The sequence below is a fragment of the Limnobacter sp. G6BE5S genome (assembly GCF_058448965.1).
Window position 1 is genome coordinate 62337 of record NZ_JBZFLM010000003.1, and the last position, 20076, is coordinate 82412.

Below are 20076 nucleotides of genomic sequence, written 5' to 3' on the forward strand. Positions count from 1 at the left end.
TCATGAGCCAACAAACTTTTTTCAAACGCAAATGGGTGCAAATTGGCCTGGCAGTCGGTGTGGTGACACTGGGTGTTATTGGATCAGAAATGTTGGTGGCTACAGCCCCCACGGCCAGTCGCAAGCCGCCTGAAAAAACTGCACGGCTGGTGACCACCGCACCTGTCAAAGCCGGGGACTACAACGTGACTTTGCTTGGATACGGCATCGTCGAACCCGAGCAACAAATTACTTTGCAAGCCAGGGTTAGTGGCGCAGTGCAAAGCATTGGCCCAAAGTTTGTTCCAGGCGCTTCATTTAAAAAAGGCGATGTGCTGGTGCAGCTGGACAACACCGATTACCGCATTGAATTACAAACAGCCCAAGCTGCACTGGCCCAGGCACAGTCGACTCTCACAACCGAACAGGGTAACCAGGTGGTGGCGCAATCCGATTTCGAATTGCTTGGCATGAATGTCGATGAACGTGAACGTGCACTGATATTGCGCAAGCCGCAGCTGGAAGCCGCCAAGGCCACAGTTCAATCGGCTCAAGCTGGCGTTGATCGCGCCAAAGTCAACCTGGAACGCACTGTATTGCGTGCCCCCTTCGATGGTGTTGTGGTAAGTCGTGAAGCAAGCGTGGGCGCGCAAGTCAGCGCCACCACCGCACTTGGTGTGCTGGCCAGCAGTGAGGCCTACTGGATCAATGTGGCAGTACCCCAGTCGGATTTGAAATGGATCAAGTTTCCTGAAGGCAAACAGCCCGGCTCCACCGTGTGTGCCAGCGATGCAAGCAGCAGCGAGCAAGGTTGCCACAAAGGCAAGGTGCTTAGCTTGCAAACCAGTGTTCAAGACAGTGGGCGACAAGCGCAGGTGCTGGTGGAAGTACCACGCACGCGCGAAAAAAACTTGCAGCCCTTGCTACTGTCCCAGTATGTCAAAGTGCGCTTCGATGGCATTGAGCTGAACAATGTGTTCAAAATTGAGTCGTCCTCCGTGCATGACAACAAGGTGTGGGTAAACGACGGCGGCGAACTCGACATTCGACCGGTCAACATTGCCTTCCGTTCAGCCGAGTATGTCTTGATCGATCAAGGTTTGAAAAACGACGACGAGATCGTCACATCGAACCTCGGTGCACCCGTGAATCGCATGGCCATTCGAACGAATGAAAGCACGAATGAACGCACCAACGAGGCCGCCAAATGAATGCCGCCAGTCGTCGTCGGGTAGACCGTTCAGGCCCACTGGCCTGGATGACCAAAAACACAGTGGCCGCCAATATCTTGATGTGGGTGTGCCTGATCGGCGGTGTCTTTGGTTTCATGAACATGACCAAGGAAGTATTTCCAGAATTTGAACTCGACCTGGTCACCGTTTCAGTGGCCTACCCAGGCGCCAGCCCTGAAGATGTAGAACAAGGCATTGTGCTCGCTGTTGAAGAAGCCATATCGGCCATTGAGGGCATTGTGGAAGTCAACTCCACCGCCAATGAAGGTGCCGCAAACGTGCTCATCGAGATTGACGAATCGGAAGACGCACAGGCTGTGTACGATCGAATCAAGCAAGAGGTGGATCGCATCACCACCTTCCCCGGCGATGCTGAAGTACCCAATGTGTCGCTGACCGCACGCAAGCGTGGCGTGGTCACCTTGGTGGTACATGGCGACACCGATGAATTGTCACTGCGCAACCTGGCCGAGGAGGTGCGCGATGGATTGTTGCAAAATCCGGGAATCACTCAGGTTGACCTCAGCGAAATTCGTGAACAGGAAATTCATGTTGAAGTACCCGAAGCCCGACTCAACGCCTATGGCTTGACGCTGCAAGGTATCGCCGACAACATTCGGGCCAATGTGGTTGAGGTTTCTGGCGGCAGTATTTCAACTCAAAGCGGCGAGATTTTGTTGCGTGTCTCGGAAAGACGCGATTTTGCCAAAGAGTTTGCGGCGCTTCCAATTGTGTCGCCCGTCAGTGGTACGCCTTTGAAGCTTGGCGACATTGCCAATGTGCGCGACGGCTTTCAGGATGTGGACAAATACGCCACCTTCAATGGCAAGCCATCCATTGAAATTTCAGTGTCACGCATTGGTGAACAAACCCCCATTGGAATTTCCGAAGCCACGCAAGAGGCACTGGAACGAATTCGCCCCTTGATGCCCGAGAGTGTGGAAATTTCAGTGGTCAGCGATCGTTCAGACACCTACAAACAACGGCAAAACCTGTTGGCCAAAAATGCCATCATGGGATTGATATTGGTCATGGTCTTGCTCACCATTTTCCTGGACTGGAAACTGGCCTTCTGGATCACCATGGGTATTCCGATCGCCTTCCTGGGCGCCATGTTGCTGCTGCCCCTGTTCGGCGTCACCTTCAACATGATTTCCATGTTCGCCTTCATTGTTGCCTTGGGCATTGTGGTGGACGATGCCATTGTTGCAGGCGAAAACATCTACGAGTACCGGCAACAAGGCATGACCCTGCTGGATGCCTCCATTCAAGGGGCACGTGATGTGGCCGTGCCGGTCACCTTCAGCATTTTGACCAATGTTGCTGCGTTTGCCCCCTTGCTGTTTGTACCTGGTTTTTTGGGAAAAATATGGGGTGTAATTCCGCTGGTGGTGTGCACGGTGTTTGTGGTGTCGTTGATTGAAGCCATTTTCATTTTGCCGGCCCACCTGGCCAACAGCAAAGAAGGTACGGGCAAATTCCACAACTGGCAGCAAAAGTTTTCCAAAGGGTTCAGCCGGTTCATTGAACTGCGCTACTCGCCGATTGTTCACAAATGTGTGGAATATCGATACCTGTCCATGGGCGTGGGCATTGCACTGATGGTATTGGTCATCAGTTGGCCTGTCAGCGGTCGCATGGGCTTTGAGCTGTTTCCCCAGGTAGAGTCCGATCAATCCGAAGTGCGCGTACAACTGCCCTTGGGCAGCACCAATGAACAGGTCAATCTGGTCCGGGACCGAATTGTGGCCAGCGCCCTGAAAACCGTCGAGGCCACTGGCGGTGAGCGACAAAGCACAGGCATTTACGCCAGTGTGAATGAAAACAGTATTACGATTAAAACCTACCTGACACCGCCGGGTGTACGCCCCGTGCCCACAGCGGAATTCACCGAACAGTGGCGGCTTGATGTTGGCAACATTCCCGGCGTGGAAACCATTCGCTTTGCCGCCGACTCGGGTGGACCCGGCAGCGGGCCAGCCTTCACCGTGCAGTTAAGCCACCGCAATGTCGACACCTTGCGCCAAGCCAGCGAGGCCTTCGCGCGTGAACTGGCCAACTACCCCATTGTGTCTGAAATTGACGATGGTTTTCAAAATGGCAAAGAGCAATTCAGCTTCACCTTGAAGGAAGAAGCGCGCCGTTTGGGCCTAAGCTCCAACGAAATTGGCCGACAGGTGCGCGCTGCGTTTTTTGGTTCAGAAGCATTGCGCCAGCAACGTGGCCGCAACGAGGTCAAGGTGCTGGTGATGCGCCCGGAAACCGAGCGATCGGCACAAACCGATGTCCGCGACCTGTTGGTTCGCACACCACAAGGCACGCTGGTACCACTGCATTCGCTGGTAGTGTTTGATGACACCCGCGCGGTGGCTAACATCACCCGTCGAGATGGCCGCAGAACCATCTCGGTGACCGCCAACGTGAATCCGCGCAACCAGGCGCAGCAAGTACAAAACGCCACTGTGCAAGAATTGATGCCCAAGTTGATGGCCGATTACCCGGGCTTGAGCTACAGCTTCGCGGGTCGCCAGCAAGACTTCTCGGAGGCCTTGGCTGGTTTGGGTAAAGGCTTTTTGGTCGCGCTTCTGATCATTTATGTATTGCTGGCCATTCCATTTAAAAGTTACCTGCAACCATTCGTGGTGATGCTCGCGATTCCATTCGGAATATTTGGTGCCATTGTGGGTCACTTGATGATGGGCTATAGCATCAGCATTGTGTCGATGATGGGTATTCTTGCTTTGGCGGGCGTGGTCGTGAACGACTCGCTGGTCATGGTAGACCACGCCAATGAAAAAGTGCGTGAGGGCATGACACCGTACGATGCCATTTGTACCTCGGGCGTGCGGCGCTTCAGACCGATTATGCTGACCACCATTTCAACCTTTGGTGGCCTGGCCCCCATGATTTTTGAGACCTCGCGCCAGGCAAAGTTCATGATCCCAATGGCCATTTCACTGGGCTACGGAATTTTGTTTGCCACTGCCATTACACTGTTGCTAGTGCCTTGCCTGTATTTGATGGTCGACGATATACGCCGTTTGCTGGGCACCAGCCCGGGCCTTGAGCCCAATGAAATCGATTTGACCAAACTGGAAGAAACCCGCACCACATGAATTCAGGTCTGGACAACACCGAGTTTTTGACCACCAAGGAAGTGGCTGAACTGCTGCGCATCAAGGAACGCAAGTTGTACGACCTGGTCAGCGCACAAGAAATTCCCTGCGTCAAAGCCACTGGCAAATTGCTGTTTCCAAAAGCGGCGTTGATGCACTGGATACGCACCGGAGAATTACAGGCTGCTGACGCAACAACACCATTGCGACCCAAGGTGGTGACCGGCAGCCATGACCCACTTCTGGAATGGGCCATACGCGAATCGGGATGCGGTTTGGCCACGCAGTTTGATGGCAGCTTGGGCGGGCTCGATGTATTCGAAAACAATGGTGCCGTGGCCACCGGCCTGCATGTTTTGAGTCCAGATGACGAGACATGGAACACCCATGCCGTTCAAGCCCGGTTCGCGAAAAACAATGTGGTGTTACTGCGTTGGGCAACACGGCAACAGGGTTTGATCGTGGCCAAAGGCAATCCGAAACGAATTACAAATGTTGCCAGTCTGCCTTCGCTGAATGTAGCAACACGACAGGCTGGCGCAGGCGGAATGATTCTGTTTGAACACCTGCTGCGCGACAAGAATTTGAGCATGGCGCAATTGAATATCACCGAAACCTGCCGAACCGAAAATGACACCATTGCAGCTGTCGCCAGCGGCAAAGCCGATGCTGCACCCGGCTTGCAAGCCTTGGCGCTGCAATTCGGCCTTGGTTTTGTTCCAACGCAGCAAGAAAATTTTGATTTGATTCTGTGCCGGAAAGCCTGGTTTGAACCACCCTTTCAAACACTGATGCAATTCACGGCAAGCGATGTGTTCCAGAAAAAGGCGCAAGAATTTGCTGGCTACAACACCGCGGCGCTGGGCACCGTGGTGTGGAACGCCTAAGCTTTATTTGGGTGCATTGGGAAAAAACAGGGATTGCCCATTCTGTTTGTAAGCTGCAATTGCAGCCTGCCCTTTCGGTGACACAATCCAGTTCACAAAGGTATTGGCCAAATCGCTTTTCACATTGGGGCATTTCGCAGGGTTCACCGCGATCACGCCATATTGATTGAACAGCGTGGGGTCTCCTTCTACTGCGATTCTGAAATTGCTTTTGTTGCCAAACGCGATCCAGCTGGCACGATCCGCCAATACATAGGCTCCCATGCCAACCCCTGTATTCAAGGTGGCGCCCATGCCCGAGCCGGTCTCGCGGTACCACCTGCCACTGGCTGCTTTCACATCCACATTGGCCGCCTTCCACAATTCAATTTCTTTTTTGTACGTGCCGCTGTCATCGCCCCGCGAAGCAAACAAGGCCTTCTTTTCGGCGATTGCCTTGAACGATTTCACGGCCTCCTTGGAGCCCACCACACCAGCCGGGTCATTGCCAGGGCCCACCACGACAAAGTCGTTGTACATCACATCCGTGCGCTTCACACCATAACCGTCGGCTACAAACTTTTCTTCAGCCGCCTTGGCATGAACCAGCACCACATCACCGTCACAGTTCTGGGCATTTTTCAAAGCCTGTCCTGTGCCCACGGCAACCACACGCACCTCAATGCCTGTCTCTGCCTTGAAAACTGGCAACAGGTGATCAAACAAACCCGAGTTCTGGGTCGAAGTTGTAGACTGCACAAGAATGAACTTGTCGGCGGCGTGTGCCTGAACCAACAGGCCACTGATCAGCACTGCAATGGCCAGCCTGAGTTTTTTTGGCACGTGGGTCTCCTCGTTTAAATCAGTAATTCGCCAGCAAGGTAAGCCTTGGCCTCTCGACTTGCGGGGTTCTTCAAAAATTCATCCGCTTGTTGAGTGGCGTGCACTTCGCCTTTGTGAACAAACACAATTTCGTCAGCCAGGCGAGCTGCCTGCCCTTGGTCATGCGTCACCACGATCACCTTCACACCACACTGGCTGGCACGCAGCACAATGTTTTCGATCAAGGCTGTGGCTTGGGGATCCAGGCTGGCGCTGGGCTCGTCCAGGATCAACAACCCGGGCTTGGCAGCCAGGGCACGCAGCAAAGTAAGCCGCTGTTGTTCACCACCAGACAATTTTCGCGCTGGCGATTTTGCAAGGTGCTGCATGCCCCCCAACTCAAGCAAAGCATTTGCACGCAGGTGGCGCTGGCCTCGATCACTTCCAGCAATGGCCAATGCATGCCACAAGTTGGCTTCCACGCTGCGACGCAACAGCACAGGGCGCTGAAATACAAAACCGATTTGATCACGGGGTGTTTGATTCAAGCCACTGAAGTGAACACATCCTTTGCCGGGCTCAATCAGGCCTGCCAGCAGTCGCAAAATCAGGCTTTTTCCTGCGCCGTTGGGACCCATGATGGTTGTGATGCCCGGCCCGTCGATTTTCAGGTTCAGATCACTGAAAATGCGGTGTTTGCCAAACGAAAGGTGCACCCCCTCGAACTGGATCGGTAAAAAACCCGAGAAAGGTTTCTGTGGGGCAAGTAACACCAGGTCGCTGTTCATCTTAAGCATAGGCCCTCTTCTGTGCGCCCTGCTTTAAAAGAAACAGGCCGGCATTGATGAGAATGGACAGCACAATCAGAATAATGCCCAGACCAAGCGCCAGGGCCAATTCACCCTTCGAGGTCTCAAGCGCAATGGTGGTGGTCATGACACGGGTTACGTTGGCAATGTTGCCCCCCACAATAATCACGGCCCCCACCTCGGCCAGCGCACGGCCCAGGCCAGCCAACGCACTGGTCAGCAAGGAATAGCGTGCATCCACAATCAGGGTCCAAATGGTCTGAATGCGACTGGCATTCATGGCGCGCAACATTTCGTCGTATTCGCCGTACAGGTCTTCGATCACTTGCCGGGCCAACGCCGCCACAATGGGGGTTACCAGCACAACCTGCGCAATCACCATGGCTGTGGGGGTGTAAAGCAATTGGAGAAACCCCAAGGGCCCTGCCGCTGATAAAAACAGGTAAATGACCAAACCCACCACCACCGGTGGCAAACCCATGAGGGAATTCAGAAACACCACCAGCACCATTCGCCCTGGAAACCGGCCAATGGCCAAAGCAGCCCCGATTGGAAAACCAAGCAAACATGCAATGGAGACGGCTGTGAACGTGACTTGAAGCGACAAAGCAATGATGTCGATCAACGTGGGGTCAGCTTGCCCGATCAGGGTAAAGGCTTGTACAAAGGCTTGAGAGAAATCTTGCATTTATATGCATTTTTTACGGAATAAATGCAGTTTAATGCCAAATGGTGCGTGATGTCATTGGTACAAACACCAGCGGGGAGAAAAAAGGCAGAGGACGAATGGTCCGAATCCGGGAATGTCCCCTGCCGAAACCAGCTGATCCGATGCTAGTCAGATCAGCCAGTGCTTGGTCAATTCAGGGTTACTGCAACAGGCTCAGCACGTTGTTGGGCAACTGGTTGGCCTGGGCGAGCATGGCGGTGCCAGCCTGCTGCAAAATCTGTGAGCGGGTCAGTGCTGCCGTTTCCTTGGCAAAGTCTGCATCCATGATCCGTCCACGTGCGGCTTGCAAGTTGGTGCTGGACAAGTCGGCAAACGAGGCCACCTGCTCCAGTCGGCTTTGGCCCGCACCCACCACAGCACGAATGCCGGTGATGGCGTCAATCGAGGCGTCCAGCGTGGTGATCGCGGTGGTGGCGTTCGCTACCGTGTCCACACCATTGAGGTTGGCCTGAATGCTTGCAGCGCCGTTGGCCATGATGGTGCTCAGGTCATTGCCTGCAGCCAGACCATCGTCAGTCAAATTCAGTGCCAAGGTGTCGGAAACCGCGTTGCCGGTGCCCACCTGGAAGCTCAGTGTTTTGTTGGCGGCATCAAACATGTTGTTGCCGTTGAAGGTGCTACCGGTCACAATGCGATCCACTTCGTTGGCCAGCTCCGCGTATTCGCGGTTCAGGTTTACACGGTCGGTGTCGTTCAGGGTGCCGTTTTTGGCCTGCACTGCGAGTTCACGCATCCGTTGCAGGTTGTCGCTGATCTTGCCCATGGCGCCGTCGGCCACTTGCAACAGTGAAATACCGTCGTTGGCGTTGCGGGCGGCCACATCGTAGCCCTTGATTTGGGCTTGCATGCGCTCGGCAATGGCCAGGCCTGCTGCGTCGTCTTTGGCGCTGTTTACACGAAGGCCTGAGGACAGGCGGGCAATCGCGTTGTTCAAACCCATGCCTGAACCAGACAGGTTCTTTTGGGCGGTCAGTGAGGCTACGTTGGTGTTGATTCCTAGCATGATATTTCTCCAAGCAATTTATTTAGTTAGGAGCTAGTCGCCTTCAGTGTCGTGCACTGTCGTGCGCTGCTCATGATTCATTAACGCTTGGAAAAAATGATTCTTTAGGGCTGAAGTGAAATTTTTTTTCACCCCTACCCTTTCAGGCGAAGACTCCATGTTTTCAAGGCCAATAACTGGGCAGCCAGGTTTGACTTGATTTTCTCGTCGGTCACATTACCGTCTGCATCGAATCCGCCTGAAAATGCGCTGGCAAACACCTCGGGTTTATTCAAGGGATGCAAATCGAGATACACGCACACCTGCCGCAAGTGGTACTGGGCACGCGCAGTACCCATGCCGCCGCCTGCGCCACAAATGGCCACTGGCTTGCCGGCCAGCAAGGCGTTGTCCGGGTAACGCGAAGCCCAGTCAATCGCATTTTTCAGGGCCGGTGCAATTGAATAGTTGTACTCAGGGCAGGCCAGTAACAAGGCATCGGCTTGTTTCACCTGGTCAAAAAAGGTTTGAACAGCAGCCGGTCTTTCCGCAAGGTCAGCATTGAAAAAAGGCAGGTCGATCAAATTGGCGAAGTGCATTTCCATGCCATGGGGCAACTGCCCCGCTGCCGCGCGCAACAAACCCGTGTTGCAAGACTTTGCACGAAGGCTTCCTGAAATACCCAGTACGCGAATGGTGTTACTCATGGTTGTGCTCCTTTTGATTGGACGCGATCAGTCTTTTTTGGGCGGAATGGCGTAGGTGCCCACGGCATGCGCCACGGGTTCGGGCAAGCCCTCAGAGTACACAGACACTTCGCCAATTGCCAAAGTTTTGCCAACCTTGATCAACTTACACACGCCGATGATGTCGCGGTCTGCTGAGGGTTTTCTTAAAAAGTTGATATTCATATTGGTGGTCACCGCCAAAGGCACAATGCCGATTCTCCCCAGAATACCCACGTACAGCGCGCAATCAGCCACCAAAAACATCACAGGCCCCGACACCGTGCCACCGGGGCGCAATTCCGCCTCCGTGATCTTGTGGCGAATCGTGGCAGAGTCTCCGTCTACATGTTCAACTGTGATTTTGCTTTGCGGAAATTGCGTGTTGATGAACTTGTTCATCATTTCTTTGGTGATCAAACTTTGTCTCCGTGTTGTTGATTATTCAGTAAAGTGCAAGTCCTATCAGTGCACACGCACCCAGTACTTGCATCACCGAGCGTTTGAAATAAAACAGTGCAAGCAAGGCGGCAATGGTGAGCGAAAAAGCGCGCCAGTCAAACTGGCCATTCAAACCTTCCGGCCACCACACGTGATAGCCAAAAAACACAGCCAGGTTAACAATTACACCCACCACCGCAGCAGTAATGGCCACCAGTGGCGCCGTGAATTTCAAATCATCGTGCGTGCTTTCAACCAGTGGGCCACCCGCCAGAATAAACAAAAACGAAGGTAGAAAAGTGAACCAGGTCACCAAGGCCGCAGCCAGCGCACCGGCGATGAATGCGTTGTCGGGACCGAAAGCGGCCTGCACATAAGCACCCACGAAGCCTACAAAAGCAACCACCATAATCAGTGGGCCCGGCGTGGTTTCACCCAAGGCCAAGCCATCGATCATTTGTGTGGGGGTAAGCCACCCATAATGACCTACTGCGCCTTGGTACACATAAGGCAGCACCGCATACGCACCGCCAAAGGTCAGCAATGCTGCCTTGGTGAAAAACCAGCCCATTTGCGTGAAGGTGTTTTGCCAACCCAGGCTTGCGGTAAGCAAACCCATGGGGACCAGCCACAGCAATGCACCCACTGCCACCACTTTGGCCAAATGAATTTTGCTGAAACGGGCATGTTCAGGTGTTGGGGTGTTGTCGTCAATTAATGCGGCACCGTACGATTTTTTAGCGCTTGCATGGGTGCCGCTGCCATTGAACTTGGCAGGGAAAAACTTTCCGCCCAGAAAGCCGATGATGGCCGCTGTGGCCACGATAATGGGGAACGGCACGTTCATTGCAAAAATGGCCACAAAAGAAGCCGCTGCAATTGCCCACATCCAGTTATTCTTCAAGGCACGCGAACCAATTCGGTGTGCTGCATGCAACACGATTGCGGTAACCGCTGGCTTGATGCCATAGAAAATGCCAGCTACAAGCGGCACATCGCCATACGCGATATACACCCACGACAACACAATCAAAATAAACAGGGAGGGCAATACAAACAAAGCGCCAGCCAGCACCCCGCCCCAAGTGCGGTGCATAAGCCACCCAAGGTAGGTGGCCAACTGTTGAGCCTCGGGGCCAGGCAACAGCATGCAGTAATTCAGGGCATGTAAAAAGCGCTTCTCGGAAATCCAGCGGCGGCGTTCAACCAACTCCTCATGCATGATGGCAATTTGCCCGGCAGGTCCGCCAAAGCTGATAAAACCCAGCTTCAGCCAAAACCAGAAAGCCTGCATCAAGCTAACAGGTGCGGGGGGTTGATCAAGATCAGTCATTTGAGCAGCAGGTGTGGACATTGATCAGCAAGGTCATTGATTGGACGGCTAATCTTATCCCATACTTGGTCAACACAAAGCGGCACTCAATGAACTGGATCAGCCAGCATTAAAAAAACCCCCAGGACCGTCACGAGTCACTGGGGGCCACACTACTCCCACTACCTTAATCAATCACATTTCAAACCTGCACATCTGCTTTCACCTGCCGATAAGCCTTCACATCAAACTTGGACATTTGCGCGGCATACTGCGTGGCAAAACCGGGGAACATGGTGGCGTTAAAACCATCTTCAGTTAAGTACCAGCTTTTACAACCCGAATTCCAGTTGGTTTTGGCCAGTCGCTTTTGAATGTCGGCATTGTGTTTGGCCTGCACATTGGGCTTTACATCGAGCATTTTCAAGTTCGTATCCAGAATGGTGCGAATGCCTTTCACCGCATAGGCAATTTGTTGCTCCATGTACACCAAGGCCGAGTTGTGGCCAGGGCCGCTGTTGGGCCCAAACATGATGTACAGGTTCGGGTAGCCGCTCACATTGATGCTTTTGTAAGCCTGCGCACCGCGCTTCCATTCTTCTGCCAGATCACGCCCGCCCACACCCTTCACAGGGTACGGCGTACCGCTTTTCGGCACATCAAACCCGGTGGCAAACACAATGCAGTCCACTCGGTGTTCAATGCCTTCAGAGGTACGTATGCCCTTCTCCACGATATTGGCAATTGGCCAGGTAATCAGTTCACAGTTTTCTTTTTGCAGCGCCGGGTAATAATCATTGCTCACCAAAATACGCTTGCAACCCAGTTTGTAATCGGGCTTCAATTGCCTGCGCATCCACGGGTCGGGTACTTGGGATTTCAAAAACGCCTGTCCCAAACGCTCGCCAAGCCGGGTCACCGGTGAACTCCAGATCACCGCCAAGGCCATGCTTTCGTGTGTCCAATACAAAGCCTCACGTATGGCTTTTTGTGTAAACGGCAACTTGGCAAAAACCTTCTTGCTCAACTCCGATGTTGAGAAATCCGGGCGTGGCATCACCCAGGCTGGCGTGCGCTGAAACACCTTGAGCTTGTCGACTTTTTTCACCAGCTCCGGAATAATTTGAATGGCACTGGCACCCGTGCCAATCACAGCCACCCGCTTGCCGGTGAAGTCGTAGTCGTGGTCCCACTGTGCACTGTGAATTTTCTTGCCTTTGAAATTTTCAATGCCACGAATTTTCGGAAAGCTGGCATTGGCCAAAGGCCCACTGGCCATGATCACGGTTTTGCCTTTCCACGCGCGCCCGTTGTCGGTGTGAATCATCCACACGCCCTGCGTATCGTCCAGCTCCACACGCGTTACGTTCTGCTGGTACTGAATCAGCTTTTCCAGGCCAAAATCATTCACCAGGCTGTGCACATACCCCAGAATTTCCTTGCTGCCGGAATAGCTGCGTGACCAATTGGGGTTGGGCGCAAACGAAAAGCTGTACAGATTCGACGGAATATCACAGGCAGCACCCGGATATTGGTTGTCGCGCCAGGTGCCGCCAGCTTCTGCTGCGCGCTCCAGAATGGCCACATTGTGCACACCCGCTTCACGCAGTTTGATGGCTGTACCCAAACCGGCAAAACCAGCACCGATAATCAGTGTGTCGTACACATGCTCGCCGCCATTGCTGGCTGTTTTGCGGCGAGTGCCCGCACCGGCTCGTGCTGTGGTTCTTGCACCCGGCTCGGCTTTCAACGCTTGCGCACGCGGCTTGTTGGGTTTCAGTTGTTCAGTTGTCATAGCGAATTCCAGTTCAGTTACGCGGTGGTGTGCCAGGTCAGTTTGTTCACCCAGCTTGGCACTTGTGGCAACCAGCTTTTCGGGATGTAGTTCGACGCTTTCACAGCGGCATCCACAGGCACGTGGTACAAACGGTTTTTGCGGTTAATCACCCAGTTGCCATGCATGCGCATCACTTGGTACCAAGGGTTGCGTCGGCCTTCCGGTGTTTCACCACCGTATTTCTCGAACTTGGCCATGGCTTCATACAGCCGTTCTTCCTTCAAACCCATGGTCACAATGTTGTCGCGCATGCGGTTCAGCAAGGGGAAGTAAACCGCCACGCCCAACAACAATTTGGGGTTGATGGCCGTGGCAATTGTTTCCAAAGCCAGGCGGTACATCGGACCGTGCCCCATCATTTCAAGCACATGGAAATCCACACCAAGGTGGCGCGACTCGTCGGCATTGATTTTCTTGAACACTTCATGACACACGGGGTCTTTGACTTCATCCAGCAAAAACTTGCACAACGCGCCATCCAGCGTCACTTCCAGCATGGGAATTACGCTTCCCAGTACGCTCAGTGGCATGTCGTCGCTGTATTTGTCCAGCCAGTCAATTGTCAAACGCAAGTTAATGTTGGGCTCAGGAATTTCGCCCTCTTCCAGCATGCCCCAACGCTGCATCAAAGCCAGTTCGGCATTGGCGTGGCGTTGTTCTTCTGCATGGAACCAGGTGTAAATTTCCTTCAAGGTGTCATTCGGTGCTTTCTTGGCCATGGCCGCAAAACCGCGCGCACCAATGTGCTCAATCCAGGTCAGGTCGGCCATGAAGGCCTTCAGCTTGGGCCACTGTTCATCCGAGATCATTTCGCGACCAGGTGCATCCCAATCAATGTCAGCCAAGGCCCATTGATTTTCCTTGATACGGCGCAGTGTTTTTTCAAGATCAAGTTGAGGCATTTTGTGTACTCCTTAAAAAGCTTTGGCGGCCACACGGGCCAATAAACCAGCACCGCGCGCGTAGCTGCGGGGCATCAAGCGCTTCATGCGCCAAATCATGCGGGCATCCAACTGGGGCAACACATACAACTGCCCTTTGTCCAATGCATTCAGTGTTTCTTTCACAACCCCGTCGGCAGACACACCGGTCCACTCCATCAGCTTGTTGGCGAGCTTGCTGGAAGCGGCATCAATGCGGCCGTCGTTTGTAATATTGGTTTTTACAAAGGTGGGGCACAGCGCGGTGACATTCACACCGGTTCCGGCCATCTCGGCTGCCAGTGTTTCACTCAGTGCAAGCGCGCCCGCTTTGGTCACGTTGTAGGCACTCATCAACGGTGCAGCAGCAAAACTTGCCGTGGAAGCCACATTGATGATGCCGCACTTGGCCGCCGCACCCTTTTTGCGCAAACGCGGGGCAAACACATGGCAACCATGAATGACACCCCACAGGTTCACACCAATGGTCCACTTCCAGTCGTCGATTGTGGTTTCACCAATCGGCTTGCCACCGGCGCCAACACCTGCGTTGTTCACCACCAGGTCAATGGCGGTGTTCTCATCGCTGCCGCCGAACACCCTTTCGGCTTCTTCAGCCAACGCCTCCACATCCTTTAATTTGCTGACATCGCATTTCACGGCCCAGGCCTGCGGCACAAAGACCAGGTCGGGGTTTTTCAGCTTGCCTGCCACCAGGTCCATAATCAGGTCCACAGTTTCCTGTGCACGTTCCAGGCTAATGTCGGCACACACCACACGCCCGCCCCGCCGCACAATTTCAAGTGCAAACGCGCGGCCTATGCCGCTGCCTGCACCGGTGACCACCGCATTGGCGCCCTTGGTAATTTTCTTTCCGAACATGTGTAAATCCTGTTGCGCTTGACATAGCGACCGTGACATTGAACAATGTCATATTAAAACGAACGTTTGTTCGGATTCAATTCGGATATTTCCCATGACCAGAAAACCCAAACAGACTCGCTCCCAGAACACGGTAGAAACCATTGTTCAGGGTGCCTTCATTGCCTTGGCCAAACATGGCGCAGAAGGGGCAACCACGCGGCAAATCGCAGAATATGCCGGTGTGGGTGTGGGCTCGATTTATGAGTATTTCGAGAACAAGGAGGCAATTTTCAGCGCCATGGGAGAACGCTTTTCAAGAGAACTTGTTGGGGTTATTCAAGGCGCAACAAACAACGTTGTTCGGCTTTCGCTACGCGATGGGGTGTATGAATTGATTGCGCAGACCGCCGATTTCCTGAAAAAAGACGATGAGCTGTATTTGCGCTGTGCCCGGGAATCGGCCTTGATGGAGAAACATGTGCCTTTCGGCCCTATTTACAGGGCGTTGACCGATCTGTTTGTTCAACATGCGATCAAGCACCCCGAAATTCTGCGCTTGAAGAACTTGCAAACCATGACGTACATCTTCATCAACAGCGGCATTGCAACCATGATCCGCTACCTGAACCACCCCAACCCGGGGTTTTCTTTTGATGACCTGGCCAAAGGTTTGGCCGACATGGCCGGTCATTACGTAGAACGGGAACTGCAAAGCTGAGGGGCTCCAAATTGGCTATCGTTAACTATCGTTAAATTCGCTACCATGCACTAGGTTAGAGAAATAGTGCAGGAGCCACCATGAACCTGTCGGCAAGCCTGTATGTGGTTGACGATGAAACCCTACAAAGAGAAGCACTCACAACCCTTCTGCAACAGGAAGGCTATGAAGTCTTGAGCTTCTCGAATGCCAACGACGCATTGCATGCACTGCGCGAACAGCCTTGCGAAATGCTGCTGACTGATTTGAAACTGCCCGGCTTAAGCGGCACCGAACTGATTCGCCAGGCCAAACAAATCATCCCCGACCTGAGCGCTATTTTAATGACCGGCCATGGCAGCATGGAAACTGCGGTTGAAGCAATCCAGATCGGTGTGCTGGACTACGTTCTCAAACCATTCAAATTCGCTGAAATTTTACCCATGATTCAGCGCGCACTGGAAAACCGGCGATTGCGACAACAAAATGCCGCTCTGCTCAACAAGGTCACCACCGCCAATCAACGTTTAACCGAACTGAATGCAGACCTTGACAGCTTTGCAGCGCGCGTTGCTCACGACTTGAATTCGGTGATGCACCTGATTCACGGTCATGCAACAAGTTTAAGCAACCGATCCAGTACCAGTTTCACGCAACAAGACTGGCTGCACATTCAGCGGATCAGGGAAAGCAGCGACAGGGGCAGCAAACTGGTTTCAGATTTACTGGCTTTTGCGCGCCTCGGCGATTCTGAACTGCACTTTAAAAGCGTGAATCTGGCCGATGTGGTGTCGCGTGCAAGAATATTGTCCGAGCTGGAAAGTGACGGCCCACGCCCCAACTGGCGAGTCAAGCCCTTGCCTGTTGTGCAAGGCGATGAGGCGCTGCTTGAACAGGTATTTCTCAATCTGTTTTCAAATGCATTGAAATTCAGCAGCAAGAAAACACACCCTGAAATTCAGGTGGATGTGCTTGAATCCGATGAGTTACTGACGCTCTCGGTCAAAGACAACGGCGTTGGATTCGACCCCGAACTTGCAGGCAATCTGTTCAAGCCGTTTCAACGCTTGCACAGCCTTCATGATTACCACGGGCACGGCATGGGCCTTGCCAATGTTAAAAAAATAATTGAACGCCACCATGGCTCCATTCAGGCCTACAGCAATCCGGGGGCGGGTGCAGAATTCCGAATTTGTTTGCCACGACAGGGAATTGGCTCTGCACCACATCCAGCCGATCACAAAGTCGATGTGCTGAATCATGTTGCGGGCTCCACGGATGAACTCATGGAACAGCAACATGCGCTGGATGCACTGAAATTCAGCATGGCGCTTCAACGTCTGGGCGGGCAAGTTGGCAAACTGGGTGGCTGGGCGATCGACCTCATCAACAATGATGCGGTGTATTGGTCTGAAGAAACCTTTCAGCTGCTTGAGCATGATTCAGATCAGATTCCCAATCTGGAACAAGGCATGAACCTGTACGTGGGTCGCTACAAACAAGTAATTGCACAGGCCATCGGCAATGCAAAAACCAAAGGCGAAGCGTTCGATATTCTGGTTCAAATGAACACTTTCAAGAATCGACGAATCTGGGCAAGGATTGCGGGCGAGGTCATGAAAGATGCGGACAACAAACCCGCCCGAATTCACGGTTGCATTCAAGACATCACGGATCAGCGCAAGAAAGACGTGATGATGGAAAGAATCAATGGCGCCCTGCTGGCACAGAACCACATCAATCAAAGACTCTCTGCATTTGACAGCGCACAGGCCATGTACGAGGAAATTTGCGAAGCCGCCCCCAAACTGGCCAAGATTCCACTGGTGTGGGTGGTGCAGTTCAAACGAGACACACTTGAATTCACCGTGGCCGCCAAAGGTGGGCGCGACACAGAATTTGTTTCCACGGTCATGTCCAAACTCACACTGAGAGCTGATTCGCCCCTGCTCCAGAAACTACGAACCGGCCAGGTATTTGTCGTGGACGATCTGCGCAATGAGCCCATCGCCAAAAAATGGCTGGATGAAGCACTGGACCGAGGTTTCGAGTCCATGGCGATCATCCCGCTGCACCTGAACGGTCGACTGCATTCCGGACTTGTCTACATGAGTGATGAACCCCATTTTTTCAGTGGCGAAATGCTTCATGTACTCGACACTGTGTCGCGCAATCGCTCCATGGCACTGGACAATCTGGTCAATGGCATTGAGCGAGCCAAAACCATGGAAAGCCTTCGTCTCTTGCAAACCTGTCTTGAACGCCTAAATGACATGGTATTGGTGACTGACGCAGAATCAATTGATTCAGACGGAGTGAAAATTCAGTACGTGAACCAGGCATTTCTGGAGCGCACAGGCTACACCCGCGAAGAAATTTACGGACAATCGCCTGCGGTACTGGAGGGAGCAGAGACCCAGCCAGAGGCCAAAACCAGAATTCGCGAGGCCTTGGCCCGCAAAGAAACTGCGCGGGAAGAACTGATTACCTACACAAAAGACGGTGAAAAAATGTGGGTGGACGTCGAGATCGTTCCGATGATTGACTCACTGGGAAAATGCACACACTGGATCGGCATTCAACGCGACATCACCGAACAAAAACTTCGTCAGGATGCCTTGCAAGAGAGTTTGTCGATGTTTCGCTCGCTCACCCGTGTCACCACCGATTGCGTGTGGGACTGGGATCTTGAGACCGACGAGCTTTGGTGGAACGAAGGCATGCAAAACCTGTTTGCTCATCCAAGAGACTCGCTTGAAAAAGACTCGCGCTCCTGGACAAGGCTCATTCACCCAGAGGATCTTGAACGCGTTTTGAACTGTGTTCGCCAAGTGATCGACGGGCAAAGTGACATTTGGCAAGATGAATACCGCTTCCGACATGCAGATGGGCGCTGGCTGGATGTAATCCATCGCGGTCATGTCATTCGCGACACCGCCTCGGGCAAAGGCATTCGCATGGTGGGCGGCATCACCGACATGAGTCGCATTGTGCAATCCAAACGGGAAAGTCAGGCGCAACTGGCTCGCATGCAACTGCTCAACCAGATCACGAAGGCAATCAGCCATCGTCAAAGCCTGGATTCAATTTACAACGTGGTAGTCAACCATGTGGAGGAACGTCTGCCCTCTGACTTCAGCCTGATGGCCACCTACAACAGCACAAGCAACACCCTGGTTGTGCGATCCGTCGGCGAGCGCAGTCAGGCTTTGGCCGACAAGTTGGGGCTTTTTGTTGGCGCACAAATCAAAGGGCATGGCATTCATCTGGAAGCAGCACTTCAAGGCAAACGGGTTCACAACGACAATATGGGTGAGTCTCGGGGACCGATTGGCGCAGCCATGAATACCTTGGGCAATCTGCACAGCCTGATTATCAACCCATTGATGAAAGGCAACGAGGTGCTTGGCATTCTCGTGATCTCGCGGATCGAGATCGCTTCATTTTCCGGCGAGGAAATCGAGTTCGTCGATCAATTGAGCGAACACGTGGCAGTGGCTTTGTCACAGGTCGAGTTGCTCAATGAACTGAAAGAAGCCTACCGGGAACTGCAGTCCACACAGAACATGGTGCTACAACAAGAACGCTTGCACGCGCTGGCGGGGATGGCCAGCGGCATTGCACACGACATCAACAACGCCATTTCCCCAGCCACGCTCTACCTTGAATCGTTGCTGGAGAATGAAAAACTGATCAGCGAGAAGGGCTTCAAACAGCTGCGCATTGTTCAAACCGCAATTGACGATGTCAGCAACACCGTTGACCGCATGGGGCGTTTTGCCCGGTCAAAAAACGAGCAGGAACCCACCAGCAGCAGCGATGCCAATGACATGTGCCTGGAGGCCATTGAGTTGACCCGGCCGCGGTGGGGAGACATGGCACTTCGAAATGGCATTACCATCAACATTGTCCATGAATTGACCAATCCCCTGCCAAGGTTGGCTGTGTCTGAAACCGAGTTGCGCGAGATCCTGACCAACCTGATTTTGAATGCTGTGGATGCCTTACCGCAAGGGGGTCAAATTCAACTCAAAACGGCATTTGAAGAAAACGATGGCAAGCCGCAAATTGTAGTTGTGGTTCAGGACAACGGCATTGGCATGACTCAAGAACAACAGACACGTTGCTTTGAGCCGTTTTTCACCACCAAAGGTGAACGAGGCACTGGGCTCGGATTGTCAATGGTGTATGGCATTGTGCAAAGAGCCGACGGATTCATGGATATTCGCAGTGAGCTCAACAAAGGCACCGCAATTCATTTGTACTTCCCTGTGCTGGCCAAGGACCACAATGACACCGTTCAAGCGAGCCATTCGGAATCCGATTCAAACACCGCTCGCCCCTTGAGCCTGCTGCTTGTCGATGACGATCCCAACGTACTGGCCGCCATGACGGCAATTCTGGAAATGTCAGGGCACCTGGTTCAATCGGCCAACAGTGGCTCGTTGGCTACGCAACTGTTCAATCAGGCTGCCCGAAAAGGCGAGGATTTCGACGCACTGATTACCGACCTGGGCATGCCGGAAATGGATGGCAAAGAACTGGCCGAAATGATCAAATCACTAAGTCCGACAACGCCTGTATTGATGCTGACAGGCTGGGGCAAACAAATGTCGCTGAACAACGAGGAAGTGCCCCAAGTGGACATGATCATGGCCAAACCACCCAAACCCGCCGAACTGGAGTCTGCATTGCGCAAGCTTTGCCGAAAGTAAGTACCTGGTGTAAGCCAGGTGACAACATT

Annotated in this window: 15 protein-coding genes; 5 read left to right on the forward strand and 10 right to left on the reverse strand. The window is 53.2% G+C overall.

Going from position 1 to position 20076, the window contains the following annotated elements:
- The first annotated feature begins 2 nt into the window (after positions 1 to 2).
- The 3 genes from ACVL1J_RS06040 to ACVL1J_RS06050 are packed head-to-tail and all read left to right on the forward strand — an operon-like array spanning position 3 to position 5214.
- Positions 3 to 1190: an efflux RND transporter periplasmic adaptor subunit gene (locus ACVL1J_RS06040; protein ID WP_341237448.1), complete on the forward strand. Its 1188-nt coding sequence runs from the start codon at positions 3 to 5 to the stop codon at positions 1188 to 1190.
- Entirely contained in the window at positions 1187 to 4327 is a 3141-nt protein-coding gene (locus tag ACVL1J_RS06045) for an efflux RND transporter permease subunit (RefSeq protein ID WP_341237449.1), read from the forward strand. Before ACVL1J_RS06040 ends, ACVL1J_RS06045 begins: the two co-directional genes overlap by 4 nt.
- Complete coding sequence (locus ACVL1J_RS06050) at positions 4324 to 5214, forward strand: substrate-binding domain-containing protein (RefSeq protein ID WP_491665184.1); 891 nt, start codon at positions 4324 to 4326, stop codon at positions 5212 to 5214. The genes ACVL1J_RS06045 and ACVL1J_RS06050 overlap by 4 nt, the downstream gene beginning before the upstream one ends.
- A 3-nt stretch (positions 5215 to 5217) precedes the next feature.
- On the opposite strand, the gene ACVL1J_RS06055 is transcribed toward ACVL1J_RS06050, so the two are convergent.
- The 10 genes from ACVL1J_RS06055 to ACVL1J_RS06100 all read right to left on the reverse strand — a co-directional run bounded on the left by ACVL1J_RS06055 (position 5218) and on the right by ACVL1J_RS06100 (position 14653).
- Positions 5218 to 6036, reverse strand: coding sequence for an ABC transporter substrate-binding protein (locus ACVL1J_RS06055; RefSeq protein ID WP_341237451.1), 819 nt, complete (start codon positions 6034 to 6036; stop codon positions 5218 to 5220).
- Between the two features lie 14 nt (positions 6037 to 6050).
- A complete protein-coding gene (locus ACVL1J_RS06060) occupies positions 6051 to 6812 on the reverse strand; it encodes an ATP-binding cassette domain-containing protein (protein WP_341237452.1) in 762 nt (253 codons plus the stop codon).
- On the reverse strand, positions 6805 to 7512 hold the full coding sequence (locus ACVL1J_RS06065; RefSeq protein ID WP_159569750.1) for an ABC transporter permease: 708 nt from the start codon (positions 7510 to 7512) through the stop codon (positions 6805 to 6807). The genes ACVL1J_RS06060 and ACVL1J_RS06065 overlap by 8 nt, the downstream gene beginning before the upstream one ends.
- 181 nt (positions 7513 to 7693) lie before the next feature.
- On the reverse strand, positions 7694 to 8557 hold the full coding sequence (locus tag ACVL1J_RS06070; protein ID WP_394672674.1) for a flagellin N-terminal helical domain-containing protein: 864 nt from the start codon (positions 8555 to 8557) through the stop codon (positions 7694 to 7696).
- Positions 8558 to 8691: 134 nt separating this feature from the next.
- Positions 8692 to 9243 (reverse strand): NADPH-dependent FMN reductase, encoded by a 552-nt coding sequence (locus ACVL1J_RS06075; protein ID WP_341237453.1) that lies wholly within the window; start codon positions 9241 to 9243, stop codon positions 8692 to 8694.
- Between the two features lie 27 nt (positions 9244 to 9270).
- Positions 9271 to 9681 (reverse strand): PaaI family thioesterase, encoded by a 411-nt coding sequence (locus tag ACVL1J_RS06080; protein WP_159572417.1) that lies wholly within the window; start codon positions 9679 to 9681, stop codon positions 9271 to 9273.
- 25 nt (positions 9682 to 9706) lie between these two features.
- Positions 9707 to 11056 carry a chromate efflux transporter gene (chrA, locus tag ACVL1J_RS06085; RefSeq protein WP_341237454.1) on the reverse strand — a complete coding sequence of 450 codons (1350 nt, stop codon included), beginning with the start codon at positions 11054 to 11056 and terminating at the stop codon, positions 9707 to 9709.
- Between the two features lie 160 nt (positions 11057 to 11216).
- A complete protein-coding gene (locus ACVL1J_RS06090) occupies positions 11217 to 12809 on the reverse strand; it encodes a flavin-containing monooxygenase (RefSeq protein WP_341237455.1) in 1593 nt (530 codons plus the stop codon).
- A 17-nt stretch (positions 12810 to 12826) separates the two neighbouring features.
- Entirely contained in the window at positions 12827 to 13753 is a 927-nt protein-coding gene (locus ACVL1J_RS06095; protein ID WP_159572411.1) for a ferritin-like domain-containing protein, read from the reverse strand.
- A gap of 12 nt (positions 13754 to 13765) precedes the next feature.
- A complete protein-coding gene (locus ACVL1J_RS06100; protein WP_341237456.1) occupies positions 13766 to 14653 on the reverse strand; it encodes an SDR family NAD(P)-dependent oxidoreductase in 888 nt (295 codons plus the stop codon).
- A gap of 94 nt (positions 14654 to 14747) precedes the next feature.
- Here ACVL1J_RS06100 and ACVL1J_RS06105 point away from each other — a divergent pair, with 94 nt between their 5' ends.
- Positions 14748 to 15353: a TetR/AcrR family transcriptional regulator gene (locus tag ACVL1J_RS06105; protein WP_159572407.1), complete on the forward strand. Its 606-nt coding sequence runs from the start codon at positions 14748 to 14750 to the stop codon at positions 15351 to 15353.
- Between the two features lie 80 nt (positions 15354 to 15433).
- Positions 15434 to 20047: an ATP-binding protein gene (locus ACVL1J_RS06110; RefSeq protein WP_341237457.1), complete on the forward strand. Its 4614-nt coding sequence runs from the start codon at positions 15434 to 15436 to the stop codon at positions 20045 to 20047.
- Positions 20048 to 20076 lie beyond the last annotated feature (29 nt).

Coding starts and splice junctions, on each gene's coding strand:
- ACVL1J_RS06070 (WP_394672674.1), bottom strand. CDS start 8,557: ATGCTAGGAATCAACACCAACGTAGCCTCACTGACCGCCCAAAAGAAC.
- ACVL1J_RS06095 (WP_159572411.1), bottom strand. CDS start 13,753: ATGCCTCAACTTGATCTTGAAAAAACACTGCGCCGTATCAAGGAAAAT.
- ACVL1J_RS06110 (WP_341237457.1), top strand. CDS start 15,434: ATGAACCTGTCGGCAAGCCTGTATGTGGTTGACGATGAAACCCTACAA.
- ACVL1J_RS06065 (WP_159569750.1), bottom strand. CDS start 7,512: ATGCAAGATTTCTCTCAAGCCTTTGTACAAGCCTTTACCCTGATCGGG.
- ACVL1J_RS06045 (WP_341237449.1), top strand. CDS start 1,187: ATGAATGCCGCCAGTCGTCGTCGGGTAGACCGTTCAGGCCCACTGGCC.
- ACVL1J_RS06050 (WP_491665184.1), top strand. CDS start 4,324: ATGAATTCAGGTCTGGACAACACCGAGTTTTTGACCACCAAGGAAGTG.
- ACVL1J_RS06040 (WP_341237448.1), top strand. CDS start 3: ATGAGCCAACAAACTTTTTTCAAACGCAAATGGGTGCAAATTGGCCTG.
- ACVL1J_RS06075 (WP_341237453.1), bottom strand. CDS start 9,243: ATGAGTAACACCATTCGCGTACTGGGTATTTCAGGAAGCCTTCGTGCA.
- ACVL1J_RS06105 (WP_159572407.1), top strand. CDS start 14,748: ATGACCAGAAAACCCAAACAGACTCGCTCCCAGAACACGGTAGAAACC.
- chrA (WP_341237454.1), bottom strand. CDS start 11,056: ATGTCCACACCTGCTGCTCAAATGACTGATCTTGATCAACCCCCCGCA.
- ACVL1J_RS06090 (WP_341237455.1), bottom strand. CDS start 12,809: ATGACAACTGAACAACTGAAACCCAACAAGCCGCGTGCGCAAGCGTTG.
- ACVL1J_RS06100 (WP_341237456.1), bottom strand. CDS start 14,653: ATGTTCGGAAAGAAAATTACCAAGGGCGCCAATGCGGTGGTCACCGGT.
- ACVL1J_RS06060 (WP_341237452.1), bottom strand. CDS start 6,812: ATGCTTAAGATGAACAGCGACCTGGTGTTACTTGCCCCACAGAAACCT.